This window comes from Cytobacillus solani (assembly GCF_006704205.1).
GTDB lineage: Bacteria > Bacillota > Bacilli > Bacillales > Cytobacillaceae > Cytobacillus > Cytobacillus solani.
The window spans coordinates 2,889,193-2,907,485 of the sequence record NZ_CP041305.1; the positions used below are offsets into that span (position 1 = coordinate 2,889,193).

Consider the following 18,293-nt stretch of genomic DNA (forward strand, 5'->3'; position numbering starts at 1 on the left):
ATTCTCTTTTCCCTTATAATAAAATGAATTAGGAATAAGTAAATAATAGATATTGGATGAATTGAAATTGAATAAATAGAAATAGTTTGAAGGGTAGTCAATTAAGAGACTACCTTTTTGTGTTAATAATTTTTATATTTTGAATAATTTCTCATGATATAGTGGTAAAATTTAACTATATGTGACTTTAGGTACAGGAGGGATTATTTTGTCTAAGAAAGTTTTATTATTTATTTTCATTTTAATATTACTAGCATCTTGTTCCAACAATCAGCAAGAAACTTTAAATGAAATAAATAACAATCAAACAAATGAGGAAGCAACACTAGAAGAAGAAATAGGAAAACAAAGGGAATTAACATCTGAAGAATTAGAGCTTACTGAACTAATTATTAATAAGAAATATGATGAAGTTGCTAGAGAGTGTATCGGATTTGAAAACCAAACTCAAAAGGACTTTTATAAATTAGCAAGTGCATTTAGAGTGTATCAAAATTATAATAAAGATACTGAAAGTGTTTTACCTGTCAGTTTTGAGAGTGTAATAGAAGACCTTGATAAAATTACATTTATTCCACCTCAGTTATCTAAAGAAGTGAAGAATTTAAGGGATTGGGCTATATGGAAAGTTAATTATTTTAACAAGAAGGCAAAACAAGAAAACTCCAAAGGTAAAATCGGAATCGGTATGACACAAGAAGAAGTAATTGAAAGTATCGGTAAACCAACAGATATAAATAAAACAGTAACTGCCAATGGAACTTCAGAACAATGGGTCTATCCAAATTATGTTTATCTTTATTTTGAAGATGGAATTTTAACATCCTATCAAAAATGAAAATATTACAATTCTAAAAGCAGGGTTTTATCCCTGTTTTTTTATACGCCAATTAGAAAGCACAAGAGAGCAATACAGGCGTTCAATGAGTTCCTTATAAATATGGAATTGAATTAAGTAAGACAATCAGAATCGAGAGTTAGTCTTATTAGAATGGATTTAAAGATAATAAAAGAGGGTTTTTATACGAAATAACAAAAAGGTAGTGAGGGGGGGATAATTACATTTACCAGTTATTCTCTATTTCTGTATAGATGCGTAGCACTCTGAGTCATCGAGAATTGTTAATAAAATCACGATAGGATATTAAACCGAGAGCGCTGAGGCACTAAGGAAAATTGTAATGTGTGATAATAAGTTTAATGAATACTCAGAATGATCACAATGTAGACCAGTTAATAAATAAGTTAAAACAGGTTAGGAATAACTGTGAATGTCTTTTAAGGAACAGGGGATTATAAGATAATTATACTTATATAAACAATTTTGTTTAAAAGGAATAAGGTCATAGTGATTATGACCTGAAACATTAACTATTTCCCAAATGAAGGCAGCTGATGCGATCTTATAGTATAGGTTTTTGACTATGTTCATATTAAAAAATATCTCTTTCATGTGGAAATTACTCATCATCATAATATCTAAATAATCCTTTTCTCGTTAACTGTTCTATTGCTTCATCTTTAAAAGGTATGTCACCTTCTATTCTAAATAAAACAGTTTTATCCAACTTATAATTACAATTATCCTTATTTCCATTTAGTCTTTTTTCTATAATTTTTTTATTGAAATCCTCAAATTTCTTTTTACTTACATATCTTCCAAATGCCTTATAATCTTCTAGTGTACAGTTATTAACTTTCATAAAATGTTGAATGAGTTCATTCATTTCTTCTCTATTTACCACAGATGAAGTTCTACCAAAGTGTTGAAATGAATGACATTTGTAGCAGACTAGCTTTAAGTCTTTTAGAAATACTAGTAATTCATCTTGAGAATATTCCTCAATTTCATGTACTTGTAATTTCCTTGTTTGTTCCTCTTCTTTAATCTGTAAACCACAAATTGAACAAGTATTATTATGAATTCTTAAAACTTCATTTCTTATTTTTTTCCAAAGGGTAGAAGTCAGAGCTTTCCTAACTGTATGACCATGATAAGCTGAAGGCTTCCAATCAATAGTTAACTTGAAGTTGCTAAAGTCTGTTTTCATATAACACCCACTAAGATAAATTAATTAATAAAACAAAATATTTTATTGGTTGCTCCTCATATACACTGGTAAAAACTTTTCTACTTCACCAGCATTAAATGTATATTCTTCGTTATCCTTTAATGCCTTTCTGGCTTCAATATAATCTTTACTTGTTGTACTCGGAGACTCCTCATATATCTTAGACAGTTGAAGGAATAATTTGTCTCTGCATTCTAATAATTGTTGATCATTAATTATTTGATCTTTATAATCTGTTATTAACATTAAATATTTATCTCGCATAAAAAGAAATTGACTAGCACTAACCTTGTGAGAATATAAATCCTCTCTGTCTGAGGAGCAAAGGTCATAAATAGAGAATCCAGTAGCCACTAATGCTAGACCAATAATACCAAGATTAAAGTAAATTGAAAAATTCGGATGAGTAGTAATTATAGGAGAGAAAACATCTGAAAGTGAACTAATAACCCCAGCAGAAGTCAAAGATAATAAGAAGATTTGAATAATCTTGATTGTTTTTATCTTCTTATTCAATCTTTCAATTGCTCTTTCGTGAGTTTTATGAGAATAAACCACTCTACCATATAACTCTAAAATATTATTAAAATTATTATTCATATCATTACCTCATTTACAATATTACCAAACAATTTTTCAGATGCGTGTTTTTTGTCTGTGTAGTTGGTAGCTTGGATTAGTTTTAGCAGCTCACTTGCAGCCACTAATGCTTTATCCTCAAATTGAAATTTATTTCTTGCTATCACATCTCCACTTCCATACAATATCCAATACTTGATATCTCTTTGGTTTACGAGATGTAATAAATAAAAACCAAAATATATCTCCAGTGTAAAAAAAATTTTTTCACGATTATTAATCATAAAATCAATAGCTAGATTATCAATTAAAATTCCAGAAATCTCAACTTGGTTAGCCTCTTTCCATGCTCTGGTAAGTCTACAAATATCCTTTATCCATCCATCTGTGGCTTTATTTACTAAATTAATTGCTTCAATTTCTTTTACTGGATCACATTGCTTCCATGCTCCGTTTTTATTTGAATCTGGATAAGTTATTTTTCCATCAATAACAAAAGAGGGAACTATTTCAAATTTAATGCCATCACTAAATTCAACTACTACTACTTGCCCATCACCTTTTTTTAATGTTCTTGAATATGTGCTATCTAAGGCTCTTTTTACATCTTGAAGCAATGCTGACTGTCCATTTTGACTATAATTAGTAAATCGTTGATATTCATGAATAGGGAGTTTAACTATTATATCTACATCACTAAAACCTTTAATTGCAGTACCTCTTCCGTATGAACCTACATATCTACAATTTTTTGAATCTGATTGGATTCCCCAATAGTATTCATTTAACACTTTGACAATTCTATGATATCTATAGGAAATTACTTCATGATTATTTGTTTTTAAATGATATGATAACTTCTTTAAATCCATATTAACTCCCTTAATAAAAGTAAATTTTATATTTCTAATCCATTATTTCTTTCACGAACTGTAAAGAACTCAAAGTATTGACTAATCTAAAATAATCTTTTTTAGTCCACTGTTCAGGATTATCTCTTCCATGTAATATCCAATTCCTATTAATAATATCAGGTCGATCTTCTGAAAAATCTTTACTCAAAAACAAGGAGTCTTGTAAAAAGTGAAATATAGAATATAATATTATTGCGTCAATTTGACTGCTCTTGGTTTTAAAGTCACGCTTCCAATATTTAATTAGTTTCTTCCCAATAAGATTGCTATTAGCAATACTACTTATCTCTCCCTCGATTACTAACATTAGATTGGGTATAGCTACTTTAAATAGCCCTGAGTCATAACAAGTAAAACATTCTTTTAATAGGTCAATCCATTTTTTTTCGATATTTCCAATTATTGAATTCTTTACATTTTTATAAAATACATCCCCTAATTCTTCATCTTTATAAGTGTAGTAATTATAAAAATAAGAATCTACTTGATTCATATTTGCGTCAACTAATTCACCGTTTAAGTAATCGCCAATACTCATCTCGCTAGTAAGTGTCCATCCAAATTTAGAATTACTTTTGGTTATTTTGCAGATTCTTTCATAATTGATTTCTGGAATATTTATTACAGGTAATTCGATTTTGGGTAACTCAAATGGAGGTAACTCGATTTTAGGTAACTTAATTTCAGCTAATTTGAGACTTGTTGCCGCTACAGTATCAACCCTTTCTTTTATAAGAGTCTTAATACCTAATGATAATTCAGAAAAGGTTTTGTGTAATCTCTCAATATCAAGCTCTTTATCATTGAGTTTATTATCAAATTCAAATTTTTTCACACACTAACACCTTTCAGTTTAATAAACTAAAAATTATTTTATCTTTTTTACTCTAACTCTACTATTCATGCCTTCAACTTCTAAATAATAAGTGCTTCCCTCTTGATACACTTTTACGTTTGGGCTATGCATGTATCTATATTGGTATTGATACTCGTCTTGTTTATAAGCTCTTCCATTTACAAGTTCAAATACTGTTTCCCTATCTTTATATCCCTGAAAAGAACCCTTAATACGACTCTCATAAACTAACACAGTGACCCCTCCAGTAAATATTTAACCTAAATCTATCTTAACATTTATGGTTATTATATCCAAAATTAATATATTTAACCGAGATACAACATATATTTTTGAATAATATCCAATCAATTCTATTTTTATGATAATATTTTACTATAAATTATAGGAGGTTGTTTAATGGAAGAGGTTATAGAGATTCCACCAAACCGAGATAATAAGAAAAAGCAAACAAAAGTTGCTATTATTTTAATTATTACCCTTTTGCTAATTATTGGTGGAGTAGTTGGTTGGATAAAATATAAGCAAGTTCAACAAGAAAAGAAAAAAGAAGAATATGCAAATTTAATAGCAGAAACATCAGTTGAAATGTATTTCGAGTTCTTATTATCAAGTTTAATAGTATCTTCATATTCAGATGTTTGGAGAAATGCTATTGATAATAGAAATGATTTTAATGAAAAATTAAGAGATTTTCGTGATGATATATCAAAAGATGGTTTATTAGAGGATAGAGAAAAAGGTAGAGATAAAATACGAGAAAATATGAAATTGTTACAAGACACGCCAAAAGAATATTTGGATTCATATATTGTTTTAAAACAACTATACGGGGTTTATACAAAAATGGTTGATCAATCATTATCTCCAACAGGTTCTCTAATTGAATTTAATAGAAAAACAAATGATTTAGCAAGTCAATTTGAACAACAACAAGAAGAATTATTAATTACAATTCCTGCTGATATTAAAAAGTTAAGAGAAAAATACGAAGAAGATAAAAAGAAGGAAGAAAAGGAAGAGAAATTATAAGGAGGAAATATCCCCCTTGTTTTGTATTGAGTAGATAGAAGAGAGATGTGGGTTAATAAAAATTAATGTAAGGAGTGGCTGAGAAGTCACTCTTTTTTTCTGTTATATCTATTAAAACTTTAAAAAATAATAGATTTCATGAATAACTCTACCATTATTGAATATTCTATAGAAAGGAAAATAGGAATAGGGAGGAAACTAAATGATTACAGAAATAATCAGAGAAGATTTCCAGAAGCTTTAACACCAAGTCACGTGCAACAAATTTTAAAAATTGGCAGAAGACAAACATACGAATTACTTGAGAAACCACCATTCCATGTTGTTAAAGTTGGAAGGTTATATAAAATTTCAAAGAAGGCATTTTTTAAGTGGTTTGATGGAGAGTGATTAATAAAACAATTTATAAAGGAGAAATTTAGGTGAACCAAAACAATTTAATTAAAAATGAATTGCCAGAGGTACTTACACCAAAACATATTCAGGAAATCCTAGGAATTGGCAGAAGAACAACATATGAAATGATGGAAAACCCTCCGTTTCATGTAGCAAAAGTGGGAAAACTTTATAAGGTTTCTAAGAAAACATTTTTTAACTGGCTTGATGGTGACCAATGAACAAACTAAATAAACAAACAATTGAAGATTATAAACTAATTGTTGAGTATTCCGATGAACCTGACGCACCTAGTTTAGAGGATATAACGTTGAGTGACGAGTTTAAAGATATCGTGAGGAAGATATTATTAAGATGAATAATAATGTAAAAAGGAATAAGGGGGGAAGGATGGCAACTGGAGATGAAATCATAAAGGTTATAAATAGGAAGAAATACGATATTGTCATCGTTAAACAAGATAATTTAGAGAAGGATTTAACTGAATACTATAAACTTGTAGCGAAGTTACTGTATAATCTGGCTATAAACCAGTGAGATAATATTTACGAGTTGTTTAAAGGGGATGTTTTGATATCCATCTTTTTTTTTATACATAAACAAGAACGTTTGTTCTATAATATATTTCGAGGAGTGATTATTATGTCTATTCGCGATCGAGGTAAAATTAAATGGTTACCTGCTAGTTTCATGCCATTACAATTTAAAATGATTCGGGAAATGTATAAGGAAGATGAGATGCAAAATAAACCAGAAATCGATGTCTATGAAATAGGGGTCTTAGAAAATAAAATTCACCATGCGATGGAGTATGCACAGTTCGTAAATGTGAAAGTGCGGAGAGATGGATTTTTCCACGATTATCAGGGACGAGTTTGTAGGTTGGATGAAATTAGGAAGGATATCTATTTAAAGAATAATGAAGGTCATGCTGAAAAGATAAAATTTATTGATATAAAAGAGCTAGATATTATTTAAAGGTAAGTTGAAATGAATTAATAAATCACCAGTCAATTAAGATTGGTGATTTTCTTTTGTAGATATAAACTCCACAACTTCTTCAATTGGGCAATCTAAATATTCACAAATACTCATAATTACAGACAAAGCAACGTTTTCCCCTTTAGACATTTTAGCTAAGGTCGCTGGAGAAATTTTCAAATCTCTTTTTAAATCTGTCTTTGTTTTATCTTTTTTTATTAAAGTAATTTCTAACGGCTTATAGCTTGGTTTAAGACCCATAAATTAATCTCTCTCCCCATTATTTCCTTATATCTATTATATTACAAATAAACAATTAGTTCTATAATGAATATTTTAAGTTCAACTTATTGAATTTTATTTTCATGAAAGTGTTGACTGTTATTAAATTAAAATGTATATTTAGTTCAAGAAGTTGAATTATTAATTTTTGAAAATAAACTAAAAGGAGTGTGACATGGAAAGTATCAAAGTTATATACAAATTGATTAATGAAGGTTTATAAGATTGGCATTCGTTTTGTACTAAAAAATTATAAGGGGAGAGATTTAAATGTTAGCATGTCAAAAGGAAGCAATTAATTTTTTCGAGGTTGGGGAAAAAGCATATGGAGTTTTGAACATGATTGAATCTTTAGTAAAAACTAATGATGATTTACATGAGATAATATCTGAAGCAATTGTAAAAAATGAACATAGATCATTCTTTGTTCTAAATAGCATTCATAAAAAAAGGCTTCTCAATAGCTCAATAACTGAGCAAATATTTATTGATACATTTAACACTGATCGGAGGAAAGCACTTGAAGATCTCTTTATAGAAAAAATTCCTCAATGGCAAGTTGATAAATTGGAAGAATATGATTTAACACCCTCACAAATTTATAAATTACATAAGTGTAATATTGGAAAAAGATTTTTAGGATTACTTCAAGATTCTACATATGAAATTATCGAAGAAGATGAAGAAGGAGCAGCCATTCGCCACAAATGGGATGCTCCAAATGGTAAATATACCGTGACAGCGAATATCTACCCTAATGAAATTGTAGCATCTGTATTCGTCCATTTAAAAGGAAGAAGTACAAAATTAAACTATAATTATCTATGTGAAGTAGATAAAAAGAAGTTACCGAAATATGTTACCAGACAATGTGAAGAAATTAAGAAGCTGTTAGAAGAAAGATAAAAAATAGGAGCATTGTTCCCGAATTGTTCCCAGTAACGATATAAAGCCACCTCTCATTTACGAAAAATGGCTTTATATCAATATGGAGCATAGGGGGCTCGAACCCCTGACCTCTACGCTGCCAGCGTAGCGCTCTCCCAGCTGAGCTAATGCCCCGGATAATGATGGATACAAGAAAATTATAACTACAACCATGGTTTTTGGCAAGGGGATTTTACTGCTGAATACATATTCATTGATCACTTTTCTTATACAAAAATATTTGTTGTAACAATGTACAGACGGATAGATTTATGGCATAAATATTGCATAATTAAATTATGAAAATTAGAAAAGTTCATTTGCTATAAGGAAAAAATAAAAGTCGGGGGATGATCATATGAATGAACAATATCAGAGCAGATTAACGGCGTTAGCAAATTATTTGTATACTCTAGATGTAGATTTAGCAATAATTAAAGAACCAAAAAACGTATTCTATTATACAGGCTTTTATTCTGATCCACATGAAAGATTTATTGCATTGGTAATTGATCTTAAAAAGCAAAGCCAATACTTATTTGTACCGTCTTTAGATTTGGAAATAGCTGAAGGAGTTTCGTATGTTAAACGCATTGTACCTATTTCAGATGAGGTCAATCCCTACAAAGTATTAAAGGAAACGATAGGTGAAGGAGTTAAAACGATTGGATTAGAGACAAAAGTGATTTCATTATTTCAGCAGGAACAGCTACATAATAGCTTCCAAAACTTCCGATACGTAAATATTGGCGATTTCATTGCTTCACAAAGAATGAGAAAAACAAAAGAAGAATGCGGTAAGGTCCAGCATGCTATTCATGTGATTGAAAAAGTAATGGAAGAGGGAATTAAAAAGGTGAAGGCGGGTATGACAGAGCAGGAATTGACAGCAGAACTTGAGTATCTAATGAGAAAGTTTGGCGCTGAGGGTCCTGCGTTTTCTTCTATTATACTCTCTGGAGCGAAATCGGCATTGCCACATGGGCGTCCTGATAGTAAGACGATAAATAGAGGTGATTTTTTACTAATTGATATGGGTGTCATTGCTGATGGATATTGTTCAGATATTACAAGAACGTTCGTAGTGGGAGAAGAAACAGTGAAGCAGCGAGAAATTTACGATATTGTTCGCAAGGCGACTCAAGCAGGTGTGGAAGCAGCAAGAGCGGGTATCCCAATTAGGCAAATTGATATTGCAGCCCGAAAAGTCATAAAAGAGGCGGGGTATGGTCAATACTTTAATAATCGTGTAGGGCACGGCCTCGGAATCGACGTACATGAAGAGCCTTCCGTTCATGGAAATAATGACTTAATCGTTGAAAGAGGAATTCTCTTTACTGTTGAACCGGGTATTTATATTCCAGGCTATGGCGGTGTCCGCATTGAGGAAAATGTATATATTGATGAAGATGGACATGGAAAGCTTCTAACATCCTTTCCGACTGAATTAATGCGAATCGGCTAAATCGTATGTGGGGTAATGCATTTACTACCCTGGTTGTAGAGAAGCCCTCAATTCTAGGATCTTATACATAGTTCTAGCTGAGAGTTCTTATAATTTTTGAGTATACTTCCTAATTAATACCATAAAATAACTTCAAAATCATAAATGTAACAAAATTTGGGGGTATTGTTTTGGGGATTTTTAGGGAAACAAAGAAAAACACCTTAACTGCTGCTGAAGTTTCTGCTCTTTGGCTTCAGTACATGGGTGACAGTATGGCAATATGTATGTACAAATATTTTCTTAAAATTGTAGAGGACGAAGAGATTAAACAGATTATAGAGCGGTCATTGCAGTTGGCTGAGAGTCATATCGCAAAAATTCCGAAAATATTAAAGAGTGCAAACTTCCAGGTTCCTATAGGATTTACAGAGAAGGATGTGAATCTTAAAGCCCCACGTCTGTTTTCTGACCAGTATATCCTGTTTTACTCGTACATTATGACGATACATGGGTTAACTGCATATAGCTTAGCGGTAACAAATACAGAACGAAAAGATATTCAAGATTATTTCTTTGAATGTACAGTAACATCTAAAGAATTGTTTCAACAAATAGTGGCATTGTCGAAAACCCACCCCAATTTCTCAAGTGTTCCAGGCATACCATCTTCTGCTGGAGGGGAATTTATTGAATCTGCAGGGATCATTTCTAACTTGATTGGAGACAAAAGACCACTCAATAGTTCAGAACTTAGTACTATTTTCTTTAATTCAAAGAAAACAGGATTTATTATGTCGCTAAGTCTCGCTTTCAGTCAGGTGGCGAAGCTGGAAGAAGTACGTAATTTTATGCTGAAAAATGTTAAATTAGCAGAGAAAGATGTACAAAGCTTTGACTCTATATTACAACAAGAACATTTGCCCGTACCTGAGAGATGGGATGCTGAAATTACAGAAGTAACAGTAAGTCCTTTTTCAGACAAATTGCTTATGTTTCACGCAGCATTTTTAGTAAATGCAGCTCTTTCTTACTATGGTGCGGCATTAGGTTCCAGCTTTCGCTCGGATATTATTCTAAATTACTATACCGTATTTAATCATGCCATGGAGGCAGGTATGATGTGTTACAAAATTATGGTTAAACATGGGTGGATGGAGAAACAGCCAGAAGCAATTGATAGGAAGTCCCTTGCACAAGGTCCGGAAAAATAAACGCAAACTCTTATTGTAAGAAGGCGCATCTTAATAAAAGATCGCCTTTTTTAATTGAACTATAGGAACAACATTGTTATGAACCGTGTCTAATTGTGCTTTTTATTGAAGTAAAATAGGTTTATAAAATAATCAGTCTGGAGAGAATCTTAGATTTGTTGAAACTTTGGAAAAGATAAAATGTGTTACAGTCTGTGCAAATGGGCTGATATGATCAATGAATTCCTCTGCTTTAGAAAATGTTTCAAAATGCATTTTTAACATATAACAAGCATTTCCAGCAATACGGTAACAAAATTCCACGTTTGGAAGTTTTTCAATATGCCTTTTAAAGGATGTATAATCCCCATTTTTTACAGTTGCCTCTATTATGCATTGGATAGGCTGACCTAATGTTTCATAATCAATTTCTAATGTATATTTTTTTATCAATCCAAATGATTCCATCTGTCGGACTCGCTCAGTTACAGATGGGGAAGATAAATTAACCCTTCTTCCAAGCTCACTCATTGATAAACGACTATTATTTTGTAATTCATCTAATATTTTTTTATCAGTATCATCAATTTTCATTTTTTTTAGTGAATCCTCCATTATTCATTAAATTTCACGGAAATTATCTTACTTTTCGTTATGAATTTAATTAAAAATAGTAATTTTGTCTTCTATAATTAATATAACGAGGAGGTGCTTTTATGGCAAGGATTGTAGAATCAAATTTTGGGAAAACATCATTTCAAAGATTGTTAGGACATAATAAAGAGGTAATGGATGCATGGGTATCCTTAGGAGATGTATTAGAAAAGGATGGACGGCTCTCTGCTGCATTAAAGGAGCAGGTCAGACGAACTTTAGCACAAAGTAACGGATGTGAGTATTGTAAAGCGAAAGGAAAACCAGAGCCAGATAAGTTTAACGAAAAAATATCTATGGCAGTAGGCTTTGCTGAAGTATTTTTAAAGATGAGGGGAGAAATGGAGGAGTCAACGTTTAAAATACTGAAGGAATGTTTCAGTGAAGAGGAAATAAGTGAACTATGTGCATTTATTGCCTTTAGCAGTGCTTCACAGTATTTTGGTGCATTGATGAAATTAGAAGCTTAATAGACTTCTTTTATAACGAATATAACAGGGGCTGACTTAGTTAGTCCCTTCCTTAATTGAGGTTGTTGTACGCAGTTGCAATAGATCGTTGAAAACAGAAAAGAAAATTGACTATTAAATAAATGAATTATATAATTTGGTTGGTTAACCAATTAAAAGAGGTGACTTATGAGTAAGGAAGATAAGAAAAAACGCATAATTGAAGCAGCTTATATCATTTTTGCTAAGAAGGGCTATATAAATGCTTCAATTAAAGATATTGCTAATGAAGCAAACGTAGCTCCAGGACTAGTACATTATTATTTTGAAAATAAACTAGAAGTACTGCTCTCTGTTCAAAAACATGTTCAAGATCAGTACCATCAACTGTATAAAAATAAAGATGTAAGTTCTTTATCACTACATAATGCTTTAGAAGAGATAAAAACAAGGGCAGAAACAGACCCAGACTGGTATCGGTGGCGGTACGAAATCTATTCACTCGGACTAAAGAGTAACGAATTGCAATTAGAAGCAGCAAAGATTTTGAAAGAGGGGAGAGATAGTTTATCTGTACCGATAAGAAAACTTGGCAAAAGCAATGGAGATCCTGAAATATTTGCAAGCATACTTTTAGCCTGTTTTGATGGTCTGGCTCTTCAAAAGATTATCGATCCAACATTTGATTCGGAAAAAGCTTATCAATTACTAGAAGGTTTATTTGAAGTCTATTTGAAGAAATAGACTTCAAATTTTAAGGTTTAATTGGTTGGTTAACCAAACAATTTATATCGAATAGAGAGGAAATGGAAAGTGAAAAGATTATTATTCGCATTTGTATGTTTCATTCTTGTTTTTCCATTACATACGAATGCAGACAGTCAAAAACAAAATGAATTAATTGAAAAGTATATGGAAAAAGCATTAGATGAATATCAAATTCCAGGCGCATCGCTTGCAATTGTTCGAGAAGGACATGTTTGGTTCCAAAAAAGTTGGGGGATACAGGGAAATGGTGATCCTGTAACGGAAGACACGCTGTTTACAATAGGTTCAGTTAGTAAACCTTTAACGAGTCTTGCTATTATGAAGTTAGTAGAGAAAGGAATGATTGAGCTTGATCAGGAAATTGATTATTATCTTCCATCCTTTCAATACAATGTAAAAGGGTATGATAAAAAAATTACTATCAGAAACTTACTTACCCATACGAGTGGAATTAGCTCTTATGATGGGTTGAAAATAGCAGATCAAAATTTAAGAGGGAAAGAAGCAATAAGTGAAGCGGTAAAGAAACTAAATAATGTAAAACTTAATTATGAACCCGGTTCAGTTCATCAATATAGTGCAGCAAATTATCTACTTTTAGGAAGAATTATAGAAAAAATTACAGGTGAGACATTTTCTGAATTTATGGATACCGAAATCTATACGAGTTTTGGTATGAATCGAACCGTATCAAGCTTTGAAGAAGCTTCAAAACTTGGTTATCAACCGGGATATCATTCATTCTTTGGAAAGCCAATAAAAAGTAACATGATCTATGATGACAGCGGTGCATCGTATGGATATACTGCATCCTCAGCTGATGATATGGCTAAGTATTTATTATTCTTGTTAGATAGTGAGGATTTATTATCAGATGAATTATTTAAGGAGTACATTTCTCCTCAAGTTCATAGAAAAGATGAGATGTATTATGGTCTAGGATGGAGAATTTCTACTGACGATGAGGATCCTTATATTTTTCATGGAGGAGAAACACCTGATTCAAGAGCTGAATTGTATATTAATCATAAGAATGATTATGGATTTATTTTGCTGACGAATAAGAATGATATTTCTGAAACGATGTCTACTCTTTCAATGAGGGAAGGAATTAAAACAATTATGGAAAGGGGACAGATGCCGGAATTAATTAAGATGAATTATCAAATGCAATGGATTCCGTTATTATTAACGATTCTGTTTGCCTTTTGTGGAAGTTTGAGCTTGTACCGTTTGAAGAAGAAAACGAGCTTTCATTATATGTCATGGAATATAGCTGGATTTTCCCTTCTTCTTTGCTCATTTGTTTTAATTCCAATAGTAACCTATTTATTTGATGCTCCTTGGTATACTATTTATCATTATTCATTCATAACGGCAATATTTATATTAAGTTCCGTTGGGGTTCTTGCTATTTATGGATTCTTAATTATTGTAATGGCATACAAGAGGAAACAAGAAATGAAATGAACTAATTCTTGCTACTCTTGAGGTTCCATTTTGCTGAACTTTGATTTGGAGAAAGAGGTTTCTTTAAATTAGAGGGTTTAAATATTGCCGTTTTTTTGAAAAAGAATGATTTTTTTATCAAGAAATATAGAAAGATTGATTGTATTGTTTATTAGACAATGCAGAGTCAGCTATTCTTCGTCATGGAGGATGGCTTTTCTTTATTTTAATGTAGCTTCAAAAATGATAGAGACACTTTTATTATTAAATGAGTAAATCTATGAAACAAGGAATCATCAATAGATGAAGAGAATATTTATATTTATCAAACTTAATTTGGAGGGGAGTAGAGCATGAGACAAATTATCGCGCTTGGTGGCGGGGGATTTTCTATGGAACCAGAGAATCCTTTACTAGATTTATATATTTTAAATCAGTCTGGTAAAACAAATCCGAAAATCTGTTATGTTCCTACTGCAACGGGAGATTCAGATATATGTATAAAAAGGTTTTATGAGTTTTTTGAAAAACAAAAGTGCCAGCCTTCACATCTGTCCTTGTTTAAACCACCTACAAGAGATATAGAGGGATTTGTATTAGAAAAAGATATCATCTATGTTGGTGGCCATTCATTATATTGGGGAAGAGGTTAGCAAAATAGTAAGCTCGAGACCAAACGCTAAGGCATATAAAGTCTGCTTTGATAAGGAAATCAAAGAAATTGAACTTGAAACGGAATACTTAGGATCTTATTAACCCATTGAGTGCGATGCTTTTTACTTAAATATCATTTAGGGGAACAAAATATTTGGTAAAGATAATGGGAGGCAATGATGACTCTTGAAAAGGGGATTTATATTCTAACAGGGATAATGGCTTCAGGAAAATCTACAATTGCACAAATGTTATCTGAACAATTTGAGAAGAGTGTTCACGTGCGTGGAGATATTTTTCGAAAGATGATTGTAAAAGGGAATATTAATATGACTCCAGAGCATTCTCAAAGTGCGGTAGAACAATTGAAACTCCGTTATAAAATGGCTGCACAAATAGCAGATATGTACTATAAATCAGGTTTCTCAGTTGTTGTGCAGGACACTTATTTGGGAAAAGAGGTAGTTTCTTTTCTTGAAGCATTCGAATCAAAGCCAGTTTACTATATTACGCTTAATCCAACTATTGAGGCAATTATTGAAAGAGAAAAGAAGCGGAATAAGACGGGCTATACAGTTTGGGAGGTTGAACCTCTATATAGCGTATTAATAAATGATAATCCTAGAATTGGGCTTTGGGTAGATACCTCCAATATGACGCCTGAAGAAACATTGTCAGAGATCATTAAATGTATACAAACTGAAGGACGCATTAAATAAATGTTTAGCAGTTTGTTATTTTTTTACTAAATGAAAGGAAAGAGGTCATTAAATGAAAATCAGTAAACAAAATGCAGAACATTACACATGGGGAGATAATTGTGATGGCTGGCATTTAGTGAAGAATAAAGATTTAAGTGTTATTCACGAACGAATGCCCGTTAACACTTCGGAAGTAAGACATTATCATAATTATGCACGTCAATTTTTCTTTGTTTTATCTGGTACTGCAACTATAGAAATAAGCGGGAAACGAATAATATTGAGTCGTGAAGAAGGTATAGAGGTACCACCTTTAGTACCGCATCAAATGCTAAATGAATCAAAACATGATGTAGAATTCATTGTGATATCGCAGCCTACTAGTAAAGACGATAGAATCTTAACGAATAAATAAACAGCTTTCTAAACTACAGGTGGGTTTTTTAATACTTGTGAATGCTTTTAACTATCGAAGAAGGATTAAGAACAAACAGATAAAGGAATGGTGAAGATAGGGATGGAAAAAGAGTTAGATAATGCTATTGATTTACGGAAGAGTGGATATTACAAAGAATCTAACGAAATACTTGTGAAATTGGCAGATGTGTTTCCCGAAAATGCGTCGGTTAACTATCAATGTGCTTGGAGTTTTGATTTATTAGGAGAAGAAGTGAAAGCCGTTCCTTTCTACGAAAATGCAATCAAGTTAGGGCTATCTTCAAAGGAATTGGAAGGGGCCTTATTGGGATTAGGCAGTACATATCGAACATTAGGAGAATATGAAAAGTCAAAAATCACCTTTCTAAAAGGAATCGAATTATTTCCTAATAATAGAGCAATTCAAACGTTCTATTCGATGACCTTATATAATTTGAATCAACATAGTAAAGCGATGGAGTTGTTGCTAAAATGTTTAACAGATACGACAAAAGACGCTGAAATTATTAGTTATAAAAAAGCAATTGATTTCTATTCGGATAAATTAGACGAAATTTGGACGTAGGTTGTGAAAAAAGTAGAAATATTCTACTTTCTGTAAAAAAGATAGATGAAAGCAGATTTTTTCTCTGTTCATCCATCCTTTTTTTTTATCCAAGCTTTTCCTCAGTATGCAACCTTGCAGGGTTTGCATAAAGCTGTTCCCAGAGATCGTACATTTTTCTTCTCCCGCTTTCAATGTCAGGATAAAATTGAATGGCAGCTTGTTTGCGAAGCAAATGGACATTTTTTACGGATTGATTCAACTGCTCGACAATGGCTGTACCGCCTTTACCAGCATGTTTAGCAATCGAATAGCCAGCAATTGTTCCTTGGGCCATCGCAATTTTCCCGCTTTCGATGCCTGTAATATTACCAGCAACAAACAGACCTTCAAGCGGGGTTTCCATCGTTTCTGAATGGTGGGGCACATGTCCGCCAAGTTCAGGAATGTATTGGAATGGGCAGCCTGAAACGGCAGCGAGTTCAGCAAGCGGATACAAACCACCTGCGATACAAACGAAATCAGCTTCATATACAGTTTCCGTACCGGGAATAATATTTCCGTTCGCATCCGTATCGGCTACACGTACACCTTCTACTTGTTCAGTTCCAATAACTTCTAAAGCAGCTTTGCGAAGAAGCAAGGGGGTGCCATTTACCTTAACTCCGCTTTTAGGAAAAAACCTCATTCCTGTCTTACGGAACCAATCATTTTTCATGAAGCGGCTACCCATCCGTAAAAGAGGGGATGGAGCTAGATGTGCGGCATTTAGTAGCGACTTCATGACTTCCTCTGGTTCTCCTGCCTTCCCGCTTAACGGGCTTTTTTCTGGCAGAACAATCCGATTAACATGAATGCCAGCTAGTTGCAGCTCATTTAAAATCGCAAAGGCTAGTATATTCGCCCCGATAATAATCCCCTTTTTTCCAACTTGAACCCGGTGAACATTGGTCATTACTTGAGCAGCGCCTATGGACATTACGCCGGGCAGAGTCCACCCCGGTAGAGGAATGGGATACTCAGCCGCTCCTGTTGCTGCTAATACAAATGGAGCGGTTAATGTTCCAATGCTTGTATGCACATTCCAAAGATCATCATCTTTTTCTAAGTTATAGACGGAAACGCCGCTGCGGATGTCAACTGATTGTTTAAGCGCTTCTTGATGAAGCCTTTCTGATTCTTTAATCCCATTCCACCATTCACCGGATAGTTCCTGATGAAGTTGTCCAATTAATCTGCCGCCAGGCTTTATAAACTCATCAATGACCATCACTTTTAAGCCAGAAGAGGCACAGGTAATGGCTCCAGCTAATCCTGCTGGCCCTGCGCCAATGACGATTACGTCAATCATTGCTGCTCCACCATCCTTTTTACGATATTAGGATGCTGCTTACCGCTTGCAATCACCATGCATTGTTCGACAACTGTTAAGCAAGCTCGTACATTTGCTTGGTCATTCACTGTTACACGGCATTCCATGCAATGACCGATATTGCAGTAAAATCCGCGCGGTGTGCCGCTCTCCTCGTGAATCCGTAATGTTCTGATGCCGTTGGCTAAAAGAGCGGCTGCGATGGTTTCGTTTTCTAGAGCTTCATAAGTTTTCCCATCAAACGTAAACGGAATGGCTTTTCTATCGTCTAATTTTCCTAATATCGGGTGATCTAATAGTCTAGTCATTTTTTTCACCAACAGTTCCAAACGATACCGGGCGAACAGGCGGCTGGTATTTTAGTGGAATATCGCTTCTGGAAAAATTTGAAAGGACATCAATAATGATTCGATCTAATGGAATTCTGCATGTTCGGCCCCCGCAAAAACCCATCCCTGCTCTTGTGCGTAATTTTAATTCCCTCGCTGTGCATTGATATTCTTCTGCTGTAGTCCGAAGCTGCCCATAAGTAACTTCCTCGCACCGGCAGACGACAATTGCTTCATTGCTGTTCATTTGGAATCCTCC

At 33.0% G+C, this 18,293-nt stretch carries 25 protein-coding genes, 1 tRNA gene and 1 pseudogene; 16 read left to right on the plus strand and 11 right to left on the minus strand.

Annotated elements, in window-relative coordinates; all coding sequences use genetic code 11:
- Window positions 1-208: 208 nt before the first annotated feature.
- Window positions 209-838, plus strand: a complete 630-nt coding sequence (locus tag FI644_RS14440; protein WP_142108554.1) for a hypothetical protein — start codon at window positions 209-211, stop codon at window positions 836-838.
- Between the two features lie 622 nt (window positions 839-1,460).
- Here the strand turns inward: FI644_RS14440 and FI644_RS14445 are convergent.
- From FI644_RS14445 to FI644_RS14465, 5 genes are read right to left on the minus strand one after another with little or no spacing between them, the layout of a single operon-like run.
- Window positions 1,461-2,051, minus strand: coding sequence for a hypothetical protein (locus FI644_RS14445; RefSeq protein ID WP_142108555.1), 591 nt, complete (start codon window positions 2,049-2,051; stop codon window positions 1,461-1,463).
- 42 nt (window positions 2,052-2,093) lie between these two features.
- On the minus strand, window positions 2,094-2,672 hold the full coding sequence (locus tag FI644_RS14450) for an SLATT domain-containing protein (RefSeq protein ID WP_142108556.1): 579 nt from the start codon (window positions 2,670-2,672) through the stop codon (window positions 2,094-2,096).
- Window positions 2,669-3,523 carry an SMODS domain-containing nucleotidyltransferase gene (locus FI644_RS14455; RefSeq protein ID WP_142108557.1) on the minus strand — a complete coding sequence of 285 codons (855 nt, stop codon included), beginning with the start codon at window positions 3,521-3,523 and terminating at the stop codon, window positions 2,669-2,671. The genes FI644_RS14450 and FI644_RS14455 overlap by 4 nt, the downstream gene beginning before the upstream one ends.
- Before the next feature lie 34 nt (window positions 3,524-3,557).
- The gene (locus FI644_RS14460; RefSeq protein WP_142108558.1) at window positions 3,558-4,400 is read right to left on the minus strand and encodes a hypothetical protein; all 843 of its coding nucleotides are present in this window, start codon (window positions 4,398-4,400) and stop codon (window positions 3,558-3,560) included.
- Window positions 4,401-4,433: 33 nt separating this feature from the next.
- Entirely contained in the window at window positions 4,434-4,655 is a 222-nt protein-coding gene (locus tag FI644_RS14465) for a hypothetical protein (protein ID WP_142108559.1), read from the minus strand.
- 165 nt (window positions 4,656-4,820) lie between these two features.
- Between FI644_RS14465 and FI644_RS14470 the strand changes: the two genes are divergently transcribed.
- The 5 genes from FI644_RS14470 to FI644_RS14485 all read left to right on the plus strand — a co-directional run bounded on the left by FI644_RS14470 (window position 4,821) and on the right by FI644_RS14485 (window position 6,827).
- The gene (locus FI644_RS14470; protein WP_142108560.1) at window positions 4,821-5,453 is read left to right on the plus strand and encodes a hypothetical protein; all 633 of its coding nucleotides are present in this window, start codon (window positions 4,821-4,823) and stop codon (window positions 5,451-5,453) included.
- A 138-nt stretch (window positions 5,454-5,591) separates the two neighbouring features.
- Window positions 5,592-5,843: a helix-turn-helix domain-containing protein gene (locus FI644_RS14475; RefSeq protein ID WP_142108561.1), complete on the plus strand. Its 252-nt coding sequence runs from the start codon at window positions 5,592-5,594 to the stop codon at window positions 5,841-5,843.
- Window positions 5,844-5,875: 32 nt separating this feature from the next.
- The gene (locus tag FI644_RS14480; protein WP_142108562.1) at window positions 5,876-6,070 is read left to right on the plus strand and encodes a helix-turn-helix domain-containing protein; all 195 of its coding nucleotides are present in this window, start codon (window positions 5,876-5,878) and stop codon (window positions 6,068-6,070) included.
- Window positions 6,071-6,239: 169 nt separating this feature from the next.
- On the plus strand, window positions 6,240-6,386 hold the full coding sequence (locus FI644_RS26375) for a hypothetical protein (RefSeq protein ID WP_181758125.1): 147 nt from the start codon (window positions 6,240-6,242) through the stop codon (window positions 6,384-6,386).
- A gap of 105 nt (window positions 6,387-6,491) precedes the next feature.
- A complete protein-coding gene (locus tag FI644_RS14485; RefSeq protein WP_142108563.1) occupies window positions 6,492-6,827 on the plus strand; it encodes a YolD-like family protein in 336 nt (111 codons plus the stop codon).
- A gap of 36 nt (window positions 6,828-6,863) precedes the next feature.
- Here the strand turns inward: FI644_RS14485 and FI644_RS14490 are convergent, their stop codons facing one another.
- A complete protein-coding gene (locus tag FI644_RS14490) occupies window positions 6,864-7,091 on the minus strand; it encodes a helix-turn-helix domain-containing protein (RefSeq protein ID WP_142108564.1) in 228 nt (75 codons plus the stop codon).
- A gap of 291 nt (window positions 7,092-7,382) precedes the next feature.
- Here FI644_RS14490 and FI644_RS14495 point away from each other — a divergent pair, with 291 nt between their 5' ends.
- Window positions 7,383-8,018: a hypothetical protein gene (locus FI644_RS14495; RefSeq protein ID WP_142108565.1), complete on the plus strand. Its 636-nt coding sequence runs from the start codon at window positions 7,383-7,385 to the stop codon at window positions 8,016-8,018.
- Window positions 8,019-8,101: 83 nt separating this feature from the next.
- On the opposite strand, the gene FI644_RS14500 is transcribed toward FI644_RS14495, so the two are convergent.
- Window positions 8,102-8,174, minus strand: a tRNA-Ala gene (locus FI644_RS14500).
- Window positions 8,175-8,397: 223 nt separating this feature from the next.
- Here FI644_RS14500 and FI644_RS14505 point away from each other — a divergent pair.
- Entirely contained in the window at window positions 8,398-9,504 is a 1,107-nt protein-coding gene (locus tag FI644_RS14505) for a M24 family metallopeptidase (protein ID WP_142108566.1), read from the plus strand.
- Between the two features lie 170 nt (window positions 9,505-9,674).
- A complete protein-coding gene (locus FI644_RS14510) occupies window positions 9,675-10,697 on the plus strand; it encodes a DUF3231 family protein (protein ID WP_142108567.1) in 1,023 nt (340 codons plus the stop codon).
- 132 nt (window positions 10,698-10,829) lie between these two features.
- Here the strand turns inward: FI644_RS14510 and FI644_RS14515 are convergent, their stop codons facing one another.
- Window positions 10,830-11,270, minus strand: a complete 441-nt coding sequence (locus FI644_RS14515) for an Lrp/AsnC family transcriptional regulator (RefSeq protein WP_056686080.1) — start codon at window positions 11,268-11,270, stop codon at window positions 10,830-10,832.
- A gap of 122 nt (window positions 11,271-11,392) precedes the next feature.
- Between FI644_RS14515 and FI644_RS14520 the strand changes: the two genes are divergently transcribed.
- The 7 genes and pseudogenes from FI644_RS14520 (at window position 11,393) to FI644_RS14550 (ending at window position 16,354) form a co-directional block, all read left to right on the plus strand.
- Window positions 11,393-11,800 carry a carboxymuconolactone decarboxylase family protein gene (locus tag FI644_RS14520; protein WP_142108568.1) on the plus strand — a complete coding sequence of 136 codons (408 nt, stop codon included), beginning with the start codon at window positions 11,393-11,395 and terminating at the stop codon, window positions 11,798-11,800.
- Window positions 11,801-11,968: 168 nt separating this feature from the next.
- Window positions 11,969-12,523: a TetR/AcrR family transcriptional regulator gene (locus FI644_RS14525; RefSeq protein WP_053474597.1), complete on the plus strand. Its 555-nt coding sequence runs from the start codon at window positions 11,969-11,971 to the stop codon at window positions 12,521-12,523.
- Between the two features lie 69 nt (window positions 12,524-12,592).
- On the plus strand, window positions 12,593-14,017 hold the full coding sequence (locus FI644_RS14530; RefSeq protein ID WP_142108569.1) for a serine hydrolase domain-containing protein: 1,425 nt from the start codon (window positions 12,593-12,595) through the stop codon (window positions 14,015-14,017).
- 332 nt (window positions 14,018-14,349) lie between these two features.
- Window positions 14,350-14,622 (plus strand): annotated as a pseudogene (locus FI644_RS14535) (Type 1 glutamine amidotransferase-like domain-containing protein); the annotation flags it as partial.
- A 207-nt stretch (window positions 14,623-14,829) separates the two neighbouring features.
- Window positions 14,830-15,369: an AAA family ATPase gene (locus tag FI644_RS14540; RefSeq protein WP_053474599.1), complete on the plus strand. Its 540-nt coding sequence runs from the start codon at window positions 14,830-14,832 to the stop codon at window positions 15,367-15,369.
- A 52-nt stretch (window positions 15,370-15,421) separates the two neighbouring features.
- Window positions 15,422-15,766, plus strand: coding sequence for a cupin domain-containing protein (locus FI644_RS14545; RefSeq protein WP_142108570.1), 345 nt, complete (start codon window positions 15,422-15,424; stop codon window positions 15,764-15,766).
- Between the two features lie 102 nt (window positions 15,767-15,868).
- Entirely contained in the window at window positions 15,869-16,354 is a 486-nt protein-coding gene (locus FI644_RS14550) for a tetratricopeptide repeat protein (RefSeq protein ID WP_053474601.1), read from the plus strand.
- 85 nt (window positions 16,355-16,439) lie between these two features.
- On the opposite strand, the gene FI644_RS14555 is transcribed toward FI644_RS14550, so the two are convergent.
- Genes FI644_RS14555 through FI644_RS14565 form a run of 3 tightly spaced genes read right to left on the minus strand, consistent with a single transcriptional unit; the run spans window position 16,440 to window position 18,281 of the window.
- On the minus strand, window positions 16,440-17,684 hold the full coding sequence (locus tag FI644_RS14555; protein WP_053474602.1) for an NAD(P)/FAD-dependent oxidoreductase: 1,245 nt from the start codon (window positions 17,682-17,684) through the stop codon (window positions 16,440-16,442).
- Window positions 17,681-18,013, minus strand: coding sequence for a (2Fe-2S)-binding protein (locus tag FI644_RS14560; RefSeq protein ID WP_053474603.1), 333 nt, complete (start codon window positions 18,011-18,013; stop codon window positions 17,681-17,683). Before FI644_RS14560 ends, FI644_RS14555 begins: the two co-directional genes overlap by 4 nt.
- Window positions 18,006-18,281 (minus strand): (2Fe-2S)-binding protein, encoded by a 276-nt coding sequence (locus tag FI644_RS14565; RefSeq protein ID WP_142108571.1) that lies wholly within the window; start codon window positions 18,279-18,281, stop codon window positions 18,006-18,008. Before FI644_RS14565 ends, FI644_RS14560 begins: the two co-directional genes overlap by 8 nt.
- Window positions 18,282-18,293: the final 12 nt, after the last annotated feature.

What these genes read in the sequence shown, in the direction of transcription:
- FI644_RS14505 (WP_142108566.1), top strand. Translation starts at nt 8,398, where the DNA reads ATGAATGAACAATATCAGAGCAGATTAACGGCGTTAGCAAATTATTTG.
- FI644_RS14455 (WP_142108557.1), bottom strand. Translation starts at nt 3,523, where the DNA reads ATGGATTTAAAGAAGTTATCATATCATTTAAAAACAAATAATCATGAA.
- FI644_RS14565 (WP_142108571.1), bottom strand. Translation starts at nt 18,281, where the DNA reads ATGAACAGCAATGAAGCAATTGTCGTCTGCCGGTGCGAGGAAGTTACT.
- FI644_RS14485 (WP_142108563.1), top strand. Translation starts at nt 6,492, where the DNA reads ATGTCTATTCGCGATCGAGGTAAAATTAAATGGTTACCTGCTAGTTTC.
- FI644_RS14520 (WP_142108568.1), top strand. Translation starts at nt 11,393, where the DNA reads ATGGCAAGGATTGTAGAATCAAATTTTGGGAAAACATCATTTCAAAGA.
- FI644_RS14540 (WP_053474599.1), top strand. Translation starts at nt 14,830, where the DNA reads ATGACTCTTGAAAAGGGGATTTATATTCTAACAGGGATAATGGCTTCA.
- FI644_RS14515 (WP_056686080.1), bottom strand. Translation starts at nt 11,270, where the DNA reads ATGAAAATTGATGATACTGATAAAAAAATATTAGATGAATTACAAAAT.
- FI644_RS26375 (WP_181758125.1), top strand. Translation starts at nt 6,240, where the DNA reads ATGGCAACTGGAGATGAAATCATAAAGGTTATAAATAGGAAGAAATAC.
- FI644_RS14450 (WP_142108556.1), bottom strand. Translation starts at nt 2,672, where the DNA reads ATGAATAATAATTTTAATAATATTTTAGAGTTATATGGTAGAGTGGTT.
- FI644_RS14490 (WP_142108564.1), bottom strand. Translation starts at nt 7,091, where the DNA reads ATGGGTCTTAAACCAAGCTATAAGCCGTTAGAAATTACTTTAATAAAA.
- FI644_RS14545 (WP_142108570.1), top strand. Translation starts at nt 15,422, where the DNA reads ATGAAAATCAGTAAACAAAATGCAGAACATTACACATGGGGAGATAAT.
- FI644_RS14470 (WP_142108560.1), top strand. Translation starts at nt 4,821, where the DNA reads ATGGAAGAGGTTATAGAGATTCCACCAAACCGAGATAATAAGAAAAAG.
- FI644_RS14550 (WP_053474601.1), top strand. Translation starts at nt 15,869, where the DNA reads ATGGAAAAAGAGTTAGATAATGCTATTGATTTACGGAAGAGTGGATAT.
- FI644_RS14495 (WP_142108565.1), top strand. Translation starts at nt 7,383, where the DNA reads ATGTTAGCATGTCAAAAGGAAGCAATTAATTTTTTCGAGGTTGGGGAA.
- FI644_RS14525 (WP_053474597.1), top strand. Translation starts at nt 11,969, where the DNA reads ATGAGTAAGGAAGATAAGAAAAAACGCATAATTGAAGCAGCTTATATC.
- FI644_RS14555 (WP_053474602.1), bottom strand. Translation starts at nt 17,684, where the DNA reads ATGATTGACGTAATCGTCATTGGCGCAGGGCCAGCAGGATTAGCTGGA.
- FI644_RS14560 (WP_053474603.1), bottom strand. Translation starts at nt 18,013, where the DNA reads ATGACTAGACTATTAGATCACCCGATATTAGGAAAATTAGACGATAGA.
- FI644_RS14475 (WP_142108561.1), top strand. Translation starts at nt 5,592, where the DNA reads ATGAATAACTCTACCATTATTGAATATTCTATAGAAAGGAAAATAGGA.
- FI644_RS14445 (WP_142108555.1), bottom strand. Translation starts at nt 2,051, where the DNA reads ATGAAAACAGACTTTAGCAACTTCAAGTTAACTATTGATTGGAAGCCT.